The organism is Lacticaseibacillus jixianensis (assembly GCF_003946485.1).
GTDB lineage: Bacteria > Bacillota > Bacilli > Lactobacillales > Lactobacillaceae > Lacticaseibacillus > Lacticaseibacillus jixianensis.
In genome coordinates, this window is the sequence record NZ_RHOJ01000004.1 from 123,684 (window position 1) to 133,370 (window position 9,687).

The following is a 9,687-nucleotide window of genomic DNA, read 5'->3' on the forward strand; positions in this document are numbered from 1 at the left end:
CTCAGCGCACTGCGATCGTTTTTGCGTTACCGCGTCAGCGGATAAACGGCACCGATAAGCCCCGCATTGTTGCGCAGGCCCGCCGGCATGATCTTGTACGAGAAGCTTTGCCGGGCCCCGTTTAGCCCCTTGTGCCGCGCGATGTATTCATCAAAGCGCGCCTGAAGGTCGGCCATGAAGGTCTCGTTTTGGCTGATGCCGCCGCCGATCAGGATCCGCTCCGGATCAAGCGTGCCGATCAGATTCATCAGCATGACGACCACATCGCTGAGAAACTGACTGTAAATCGGCTGGGCGATCATGTCGTCTTCGTGGGCCAGGGCAATGATCTGCGCCGCGTCCGGTTCCGGTTTGGCCTTGGGGTCATAGTGCTGAAGCGACAGGTTGTAGCGCCGCACCAGGCCGGTGACGACCGAGGCCGAGTAGTTCAAGGACACCGCCTCAAGGTCATCCTGAAAGTCCAGGTCGTGGGTGATGCTCCACCCGATCTCCCCGGCCATGCCGTGGCTGCCGCGGTAGACCTGACCGTTCAGGACCAGACCGCCGCCGATGCCCGTACCGAGCACCAGGCAGACGTAATCGTCGATCCCCTGCGCGTTGCCCAGCCAGCGCTCGGCGATGGCCGCGGCGTTGGCGTCGTTTTCGACCTTAACGGGCAGGTGCAACCGGTCGGCCAGCGTTGCCCCGAGCGGGTACTCATAGAAGCTCGCAATGGCCCCGCCGGTGATCATATAGCCGTCCTTGGTCACGATCCCTGGCGCGTCGACACCGACCCCGGCGATGGGGTGAGCCTGCTGGTAGCCCTTGACCACCTCAACCATTTGATCAACGGTTTCGGCCGCCTCCTGCGTGGCAAACGCGCCGTGAGCTAAGATCTCACCGGTGGCCGCAACTAACCCGTACTTGATCGTCGTCCCGCCGACATCAAACCCAACGAATGTCGTCATGTGCTTACCTCCCAGCGCTAAGATCCTCACCATTACTCTTGATGACCTGCTGGTACCAGTAGAAGGAATCCTTCTTGTACCGGGCCAGGGTCCCTTCTCCTTGGTCATTTTTGTCCACGTAGATGAACCCGTACCGCTTATCCATCTGCCCAGTGCCCGCCGAGACCAGATCGATGAACCCCCATGGCGTGTAGCCGATGAGATCGACACCGTCCACCTCGACGGCCAGTTTCATCTGTTCAATGTGCGCCTTCAGGTAGGCAATGCGGTAATCGTCGTGGACATGGTGCTGCGCATCGATTTGATCGACCGCGCCGAAACCGTTTTCCACGATAAACTGCGGCAGGTGGTAACGGTCGTTGAACCAGTTCATCGCGTACCGCAGACCAACTGGATCGATCTGCCAGCCCCACTCGGAGCGCTTGACGGTCGGATTCTCCACCTTGTCCACGCCTTCCTCGTAGTCAAAGCCGGCCGGTTCTTGGGCCTTGGCTTCAACCGCAAAGGACATGTAATAGGAAAAACCGATGTAGTCGACCGTGCCGGCCTTGAGCACGTCTAGGTCTGCCAGCGTCATGTCCAGAGCCATGTGTTTATTCTTTTGGTAGGTGCGCAGCCAGCTTGGGTAGCGGCCGTTCGCCTGGACGTCGGCAAACCAATAGCGCGTCTGCATCGCGCGCTCCGCCTTGAAGACGTCACGGGGATCGGGACTAGCCGGGTAGATCGGCACCATCGCGATCATCGCGCCGATCTGGAAGTTCGGGTTGATCTGATGGCCGATCTGAACAGCCAGCGCAGAGGCGACCGTTTCGTAATGGGCCGCCTGGTACATCAACGTCTCCGCATCCTCCCCAGGCTTGACCAGCAGGCCTGAGTTCGTGAACATCGCAAACTTTGCGTTGTAGTCGGTCTGGTTATTGATCTCATTGAAGGTCATCCAGTACTTGACCTTGTCCTTGTACCGCTTGAACACCGTGGTGGCAAACCGAACAAAGAAGTCGATCACCTTGCGATTGCGCCAGCCGCCATACGCGGTGACCAGGTGATAAGGCATCTCGAAGTGCGACAGCGTGATCACTGGCTGGATGCCATTCTTCAGTAGTTCATCAAACAGATCGTCGTAGAACTGCAGACCGGCTTCGTTCGGCTGGTCCTCATCCCCGTTCGGGTAGATCCGGGTCCACGCGATTGAAGTGCGAAACGCCTTAAGTCCAAGCTCTGCGAAGAGCTTAACGTCCTCTTTGTAGTGGTGGTAAAAGTCGATCGCGTCGTGATTAGGGTAATTTTCGCCCGGTTTCACGCCGGCGGTGATCCGGCGTTCCACGCCATTGGCACCAACGGTCATGACATCGGCGACCGAGACGCCTTTGCCACCTTCCTGCCAGCCGCCTTCCAACTGGTGAGCAGCAACCGCGCCGCCCCAAAGAAAGTCCTTACGTAGTTTAGCCATGTAGCTCTCCTCTCTTGACCACAAAGCGCCCGGAACCCAGTGTTTTACCCACGGGATCCGGGCGCTCAAGAACTGATTATCCTAATTCAGAATTAAGCCTGAGCCGTTTTGCCCGCTGCTTCTTCTTCAGCAAGCTTTTCATTCTCCTGCTTCAACAGGGTGTTGTCGTAGGTGCGAATGAATGGCAGGTAGATGAAGAAGGACAATGCCAGCATCAGTGCTTGCCAAACCGCGGTCCGCCAGCCGCCGACCAGGAACCCGGAGAAGATCGCCGGAGTGGTCCACGGCACGTAGATCCCGTTGAACAGGGGAATCAGGCCGAACTTGATCGCAAAGTAGGTCAAGGACATGGACACGGCAGGTGCAGCCATGAACGGAATGGCCAGAACTGGGTTCATGACCAGCGGGATCCCAAACAGGAACGGTTCGTTGATGTTAAAGATCGCTGGCGCAATTTCCAATGAGCCCAAGGCCTTAAGCTGAGCCGACTTGGCAAAGAACAGGATGTAGATCAACAGCCCAACGGTGAGCCCGGCACCGGTAACGGTCCCGAACTGGTCCAAGAGGGCCTGGGTGAAGATGTGGCCGCCGTTAGCAACGGTCAGCGCCTTACCAGCGTGGAACAGGGCCGCGTTATCGGTCGAGTTGGACATCAGGATCCCAGTCATAACACCGGAAATAATGGCAGAGCCGTGAACCCCGAAGAACCACAGGAAGGTGATCAACAGGGAAACGACCAGTACCCCGGCGAACGAGTCGGTCAAGCCTTGCAGCGGCGTCTGGATGACTTGGTACAGCCACTGCAGCATGCCTTCGTGAGCAAAGTGGTCAAAGAACATGTAGACCAAGCCCCAGCCGGTCAGCAGAACAGCGGCAGGGATCAGCGCGATGAATGAGTTCGCAACGTTTGCTGGCACCTGTTCAGGCAACTTGATCGTGATGTTGTTCTTAACGAACCAAGCGTAGACCCAGCCGGTCAACAGACCGATGATGATCGCAGCGATCATCCCTTTACCCCCAAGGAACCCGGTATCGATCCAGCCCGTGATCCCACGGGAGTTTGCAACCACCGTCTTGCCGGCCTGGTTCATGATCGGGTTAGAAGGTTGCAGCACGATCAGGAATGAAAGCAGACCAGTGATCCCCGAAGCCAGCGGATCGATCTTTTCGGCCCGCGCCCATTCATAGGCGATCCCGGTGACGGCAATCAGCGCCATGATGTTAAAACTAAAGTTGTAAATCTGGTTAAAGTACGGTACCAAACCGGTACTGTTCATCCAGTCTGCCCATGATTGAACTGGCAGAGAACCCAAAATCAGGAAGAAGGACCCCACGATGATGAAAGGAATGGTGTACATCATACCATTCTTCAACGCCGTGATCGGACGAGTCGCGGTAAACTTCATGATCTTAGGCAAGACTTTCTGGTTGATATAATCTCCCATAATTATTCACCTATTCTTTCTGCTGGCGGCCGCGCCGCCAGGCTAGTCAATTATCATTGCTAAACCCTTTTGCGAGTTGCCCCGCGAATATAAATGATTTCGGCCAAAATCAATGTGATGCGCTCATCACATTTATAAGTGTAGCGAGTTGACCAGTGGAAGCGCTACCCCTAACGCTTGAATAGAAACCGGTTTCACGTAAAAACACCCGTTACAGGTTTGTAACGGGTGTCAACGGGGCCAGCGGCCTACTGGTGATTGAGTTCGTCCAGCTTGTGCCCGATCAGCTCGATCAGGTAGACCACTGGTACTTGAGTGGTGAGATTCAGCGATGCATGCTTTATTTCCGGCATGAAGTAGGCAATAGTCAGATCGGCCAGCTTGGCCAAGGTCGAGTTGCCCGAATTCGTCACGGCAATCACCTTGACGTTTTCCGGGCGGACCTTATTCACAAAGTCGATCACTTCCGGGGTCTCCCCTGACACCGACAGCACAATGAAGACCGTGCCCGCCGGCAGCGGACTGCTTTGCGGAAACGGCTGAAACGGGTCAAACACGGGCAGCGCGATCTGCCCCGCGTTCGACCAGAACCGCGCGCCATACTGCGCGAGCGAGTTGCCTGAGCCGAGGCCGAAGAACATGACCAAGGGGGCGTGCTGGACGATGGCCAAGGCATCGTCGATCAGCTTGTTGAAGTCGGCCGAATTGACCTTGTTGAAGAAGTCGGCCAGCGGCACCGACCCATCGTAGCTGGTCGCCTGAAACTCCGCCTCCTTGGTCTTGCGGTCTTGCTTTAACGCAAAGCGCAACTCTGCATAGCCGTCATAACCCATTTTCTCAGCAAAGCGCAGCACCGAGGCCGTGCTGACGTGTGCGTGCTGCGCCAAGTCGCGAATCGGCATCGTTTCCACCGCGGCCTCATGCTTGACGATGTAATTGTAGATCGCCGTTTCAATATCATTTAGCGTCTGCAGTTTTTCGTATGAGAACAAACAAGCAGCCCCCCTTAAAGCCTTTTCTTCTATCATGAAGATTCGCGGGGCAAAATACAACCGTGAATCAGTCAGTAGAGGGTTGACGATCGAAGGTATTGATGATCAAACCGAGCAAAACGATGACCACCGAAAAGAAGTAGATGTTGTGCAGTCCGGCGTACAAGATCTCGTGAAGCACTGGCAGCAGCCGCTTGGGTAAGTCAACGGCAGTCTGCGGGTTGATCAGGCGGTTGAGCATGTTCAAGTTGACTGCGCCATGGGCGGCCACTCCCTGCGCCATTCGCAGGTTCAGCACCACCCCGTACAGCGACACCATCAGCGTCTGGCCCAAGGTGCGCGACAGCGTGTTGAAGCTGGTCGCCACCCCGACTTCGGTGGGCTTGACGACCGCCTGGGCCCGCACCGTGGTGCTCGTGATCACGATCCCAAAGCCAAAGCCGAGGACCCCCGCGATCACCAGGAAGGCCACGTAAGGCGTGCTTTCCGGCACCAAGGCCAGGACCACGACCCCGCCCAGGATATCGGCCAGCGCCCACGTCAAAAGGCGCCGCGGCGTCATCTTGGTCAGCAGGCGCCCGGCCACAAACGAGCCGATCACCCACATCAAACTGCTAGGCGTAATGGCAAAGCCCCCAAAAGAAGCGGCCATACCTAGCACGCCTTGCACCCACATTGGCATGTAGGTTTCATAGCCAATAACGACTCCTGACACCAAAGCCGCCAGCACATTGGCCACGACAAACGGCCGATTTTGAAACAGTTTCAGATCGATAATGGGGTCTTCGGCCTGCTTTTCCCGGCGCACAAACAGCCACAGGGTGATGGCCGCTGCCGCCAGCAGTCCGGCAAAGCCCCAGCCGCCATGAGGACCGGCCAGCGCCTGAAAGCCCAGCATCAGCAGCAGTAAGGTCAGAACCAGCCACAACGTGCCCAGAAAGTCGACCGGCGCTGATACCGTCTCGTGCTGCTCATGAAAGAACAGCGCAACCAGCACCATCGTGGCCAGCCCGATCGGCACGTTGATGAAGAAGATCCAGTGCCACGACAGCGAATCAACAATGAAGCCGCCTAAAAGCGGGGCGACCACCGAGGCAATCCCCCATGCCGAGCCGTTAAATCCCAGCACCTTGGCGCGCTTCTCGTAAGGGTAAATGTCCGCAATGATGGTGAACGTAACGGGCATGATGGCGCCGGCGCCCACCCCCTGAAACGCGCGGCAGATGATCAACACCGGCATCGATTGCGACAGCCCAGAGGCGGCCGAACCCAGGATAAAAATTAGCAGGCCGAGCAAAAAGACGGGCTTGCGGCCAATTTTGTCCGCAAATTTGCCGTAGATCGGCGTCGCCATCGCGTTGGTCAGCAGGTAAATCGACACGATCCAATTCATCAGCGAGACGCCGTGCAGGTCGCCTACGATCGTCGGCATCGCCGTGGCCACGATCGTGCCCTCGATGGCGGTCATGAACGTGGCGACAAAGATGGCGACGGTCGTGACAGCAACATTAGTTTGTTTAGCTTTACTCAAATTCTCTACTCCATTTCGTTGCGGTGCCAAGGTGCTCCTCGGCAATTGTGGGCATACCCGGGTGGCAAGCTGGCGGGCTAAGAACGCTGGTGGTGGCACCTTGGCATAATTGGGCCGCCACCAGCTCCGCCCGAGCTTCTTGCGACGCCGCACCCTTCACGCGCTTTGCGCGTAAAGGGCGCAGCTAGGCAAGCTGGCGGGCTAAAAACGCTGGTGGTGGCACCTTGGCATAATCGGGCCGCCACCAGCTCCGCCCGAGCTTCTTGCGACGCCGCACCCTTCACGCGCTTTGCGCGTAAAGTGCGCGGCTAGGCAAGCTGGCGGGCTAAAAACGCTGGTGGTGGCACCTTGGCATAAAAAACAGCCGCCCAGAAATCTGGGACGGCCGCCTCTTTTCTCGTTAATCTAAGTACTTCGCCAAGTCAGCAACCTTATCAAGGTGCTCCCACGGCAGATCAACATCTGTACGTCCAAAGTGACCATACGCGGCGGTCTGTTCGTAAATCGGCCGCTTCAGGTCAAGCATTTTTATGATCCCCGCCGGCCGCAAATCAAAGTTCTCGCGGATAGCCTGGGTAATTTTTTCCTCAGAAATTCGGTTGGTGCCAAAGCAGTCCACCGAAACGGAGACTGGCTGGGCCACGCCGATCGCGTATGCCAGCTGCACTTCCATCTTGTCGGCGAGCTTCGCGGCGACCGCGTTCTTGGCGATGTACCGAGCCGCATAGGACGCGGAACGATCGACCTTGGTCGCGTCTTTGCCAGAGAAGGCGCCGCCGCCGTGCCGGGCAAACCCGCCGTATGTATCAACAATGATCTTACGCCCGGTCAGGCCGGAATCCGCCTGCGGGCCACCGAGTACGAACCGGCCCGTTGGGTTAACGTAGATCTTGGTCTTAGCGTCCAGCAGATTAGCTGGAATGACGGCCCGAATGACTTGGTCCTCAACGTCTTGGCGAATTTGCGCCAAGCTAGCTTCCGGGTCGTGCTGCGTCGAGACGACGACGGTGTCCACTCGCATGGGCTTTTCGTTATCGTCGTACTCAACGGTCACCTGCGCCTTCGCATCGGGCCGCAGGTAGGAGATCGTCCCGTCTTTGCGCAGCTTAGCGATCCGCTGCATCAGCTGGTGCGCCAGCTCGATCGGCAGCGGCATGTATTCTGGCGTCTCGTTAATGGCGAACCCGAACATCATGCCCTGATCGCCAGCGCCGATCTTGTCCAGCGGGTCGTGATCGCCTTCGCGGGCCTCATACGAATCGTCGACCCCTTGCGCGATGTCGGGCGACTGCTCATCAAGCGCCGTCAGCACCCCGACCGAGTCCGGATCAAAGCCAGACGCTTTGTCATAGCCGATGCGCCGGATCGTGTCCCGCACAGTTTTTTGAATATCCACGTAGGCCGAAGTGGAGATCTCCCCCACCACCAGGACCAACCCCGTGGTCACAGTGGTCTCACAGGCCACCCTCGCGTCAGGATCCTGGGCCAACATGGCATCCAGGATGGCATCCGAGATCTGATCGGCGATCTTATCTGGATGCCCCTCAGAGACAGACTCTGAGGTAAATAAATGGCGTTCTTGCATGTTTGTTTTTCCCCCTCAATTCTTTCGGTTACAAGGCATATCCAGAGTCAGGCTCCGGATCCCATCGGGAATTCTTTGCAACTGATTAATTTTATCACAGGCCCTGAGCTAAATCTAATCCTGCCCGTATGGTTTTCAAATTAGTTTTGCACCCCTCAGGCCGGTCCGGTATCATAGGAGCGTAATGAAAGGAATTTGCCTATGACGATTCAAAAAGGTGCGCTCGTGTTGAGCCGCTTTCTCCAAGTCGCAAGTTTACCCTTGCTGCTGAACTGGTCGAATGTGCAGTGGCATGACTGGCCGCTACTCGCCCTGTTAGGGCTGACCCTCGCGCTTTCGGCACTCGGCTCAACCGCCCGCGTTGGCGCGTGGACTGTCGCGGCGCTCGCGCTGGCAGTGATTGGCAGTAGTAGTCAGTGGGCGCTGCTGCCCCTAGCCTTAGCCCAGATTGGCCTAGGCGTGCTGCTCACCACGCAAAAAATGAGTCCCCACCTTGCCATTTCGGGGTGGCTGATCGAAACGACTTTTCTCCAGATTTTACTAAGTGCCAGCCTCACCCAGGGGCTGACCGTGATGGCCCCAGTCGTCTACACCTTGCTAAACGCCTTGCTCCTGCTTGCCGTCTGGGCAGACCGCTTGCCACTATGGGTCCTGGCGGGGCTCGTCCTAGTCGGCCTGGGCACCGGCTACTGGCTTCAACAAATCACCCTCACGTTTGCGGCGGCCGTCTTAGTGGTCCTTAGCGTCCTCAACTCACGCCGGATCAAGCTCACCGCCCTCCCCTTCTGCTGGGCGGCGATCTTGCTTAATGTCATGTTCGTCGCGATTCGCCTTCACGGCTGACTGAGGCTTGCTTCAGCAGGTCTTAAAGAAAAGCGCTCGCCGCTGTCATTGACAGCAGGCGAGCGCTTTTAGTAGCCGGTTCCAACGAGACTCGAACTCGTGATCTCCTGCGTGACAGGCAGGCGTCCTAACCAACTAGACCATGGAACCAGAAATAAAAAAATGGAGGATACAGGGCTCGAACCTGTGACCCTCTGCTTGTAGGGCAGACGCTCTCCCAACTGAGCTAATCCTCCATATAAGTGACCCGTACGGGATTTGAACCCATGTTACCGCCGTGAAAGGGCGGTGTCTTAACCACTTGACCAACGGGCCATACGCAACGGAGAGTAAGGGATTCGAACCCTTGATACGGGCAAACCCGTATACATGGTTTCCAACCATGCTCCTTCGGCCACTCGGACAACTCTCCATAGAACTCCGGATGTCAGGCTCGAACTGACGACAACCTGATTAACAGTCAGGTGCTCTACCAACTGAGCTAATCCGGAATAAAAAAACAGCGCGGCAGCTTCCTACCCTCGCAGGCAGTCACCCACCAACTACTCTCGGCGTAGAGAAGCTTAACTTCTGTGTTCGGCATGGGAACAGGTGTATCCTTCTCGCTATCGCCACCGCACTTATTTAATTGAAGGTTTGCGCCCTCAAAACTGGCTATCATTGTTTTAAATGCTTTGAACGCGTATCTGTTTTCGCTAGTTGCGCTCCGCTTGAGCAACGGATGACTGTCTAGCTACGTTTGTGTCTTCACCGGCTGCGCCGGTAAAGACACAAACGTAGCTAGCCATCATCCTAAGGTCGCTCAAGCTACGCAGCCTTGGTTAAGTCCTCGACCGATTAGTACTGGTCCGCTCCATGCATCGCTGCACTTCCACTTCCAGCCTATCTACCTGA

7 protein-coding genes, 5 tRNA genes, 1 rRNA gene and 1 riboswitch are annotated in these 9,687 nt (G+C 56.8%); of the genes, 1 reads left to right on the forward strand and 12 read right to left on the reverse strand.

From position 1 onward, the window contains the following. Window positions 1-26 precede the first annotated feature (26 nt). From EKM85_RS03310 to metK, 6 genes are all read right to left on the reverse strand, one after another. On the reverse strand, window positions 27-947 hold the full coding sequence (locus EKM85_RS03310) for an ROK family protein (RefSeq protein ID WP_164510642.1): 921 nt from the start codon (window positions 945-947) through the stop codon (window positions 27-29). Window positions 948-951: 4 nt separating this feature from the next. Continuing rightward, entirely contained in the window at window positions 952-2,397 is a 1,446-nt protein-coding gene (locus EKM85_RS03315; RefSeq protein WP_125584849.1) for a 6-phospho-beta-glucosidase, read from the reverse strand. 92 nt (window positions 2,398-2,489) lie between these two features. Next, on the reverse strand, window positions 2,490-3,842 hold the full coding sequence (locus EKM85_RS03320; protein WP_125584850.1) for a PTS sugar transporter subunit IIC: 1,353 nt from the start codon (window positions 3,840-3,842) through the stop codon (window positions 2,490-2,492). Window positions 3,843-4,090: 248 nt separating this feature from the next. Continuing rightward, complete coding sequence (locus tag EKM85_RS03325) at window positions 4,091-4,834, reverse strand: MurR/RpiR family transcriptional regulator (RefSeq protein WP_164510643.1); 744 nt, start codon at window positions 4,832-4,834, stop codon at window positions 4,091-4,093. A gap of 67 nt (window positions 4,835-4,901) precedes the next feature. Next, window positions 4,902-6,365 carry an MDR family MFS transporter gene (locus EKM85_RS03330; protein WP_225418925.1) on the reverse strand — a complete coding sequence of 488 codons (1,464 nt, stop codon included), beginning with the start codon at window positions 6,363-6,365 and terminating at the stop codon, window positions 4,902-4,904. Window positions 6,366-6,765: 400 nt separating this feature from the next. Next, complete coding sequence (gene metK, locus EKM85_RS03335) at window positions 6,766-7,950, reverse strand: methionine adenosyltransferase (RefSeq protein WP_125584852.1); 1,185 nt, start codon at window positions 7,948-7,950, stop codon at window positions 6,766-6,768. Beyond that, a riboswitch (SMK box riboswitch) is annotated at window positions 7,948-8,036 on the reverse strand. (Overlaps the previous gene by 3 nt.) 115 nt (window positions 8,037-8,151) lie before the next feature. On the opposite strand from metK, the gene EKM85_RS03340 reads away from it, so the two are divergent. Beyond that, window positions 8,152-8,793, forward strand: a complete 642-nt coding sequence (locus tag EKM85_RS03340) for a hypothetical protein (RefSeq protein WP_125584853.1) — start codon at window positions 8,152-8,154, stop codon at window positions 8,791-8,793. 76 nt (window positions 8,794-8,869) lie between these two features. On the opposite strand, the gene EKM85_RS03345 is transcribed toward EKM85_RS03340, so the two are convergent. From EKM85_RS03345 to rrf, 6 genes are all read right to left on the reverse strand, one after another. Beyond that, a tRNA-Asp gene (locus tag EKM85_RS03345) sits at window positions 8,870-8,943 on the reverse strand. Window positions 8,944-8,956: 13 nt separating this feature from the next. Continuing rightward, window positions 8,957-9,029: transfer RNA gene (locus EKM85_RS03350), tRNA-Val, on the reverse strand. A 7-nt stretch (window positions 9,030-9,036) separates the two neighbouring features. Continuing rightward, window positions 9,037-9,108 (reverse strand) — tRNA-Glu (locus tag EKM85_RS03355). An 8-nt stretch (window positions 9,109-9,116) separates the two neighbouring features. Continuing rightward, a tRNA-Ser gene (locus EKM85_RS03360) sits at window positions 9,117-9,205 on the reverse strand. 6 nt (window positions 9,206-9,211) lie between these two features. After that, window positions 9,212-9,284 (reverse strand) — tRNA-Asn (locus EKM85_RS03365). Between the two features lie 11 nt (window positions 9,285-9,295). Continuing rightward, window positions 9,296-9,412 (reverse strand): 5S ribosomal RNA (gene rrf / locus EKM85_RS03370). Window positions 9,413-9,687: the final 275 nt, after the last annotated feature.

Bases quoted from the DNA above. Each gene is read 5' to 3' on its own strand.
- EKM85_RS03310 (WP_164510642.1), bottom strand. From the start codon at position 947: ATGACGACATTCGTTGGGTTTGATGTCGGCGGGACGACGATCAAGTAC.
- metK (WP_125584852.1), bottom strand. From the start codon at position 7,950: ATGCAAGAACGCCATTTATTTACCTCAGAGTCTGTCTCTGAGGGGCAT.
- EKM85_RS03315 (WP_125584849.1), bottom strand. From the start codon at position 2,397: ATGGCTAAACTACGTAAGGACTTTCTTTGGGGCGGCGCGGTTGCTGCT.
- EKM85_RS03320 (WP_125584850.1), bottom strand. From the start codon at position 3,842: ATGGGAGATTATATCAACCAGAAAGTCTTGCCTAAGATCATGAAGTTT.
- EKM85_RS03340 (WP_125584853.1), top strand. From the start codon at position 8,152: ATGACGATTCAAAAAGGTGCGCTCGTGTTGAGCCGCTTTCTCCAAGTC.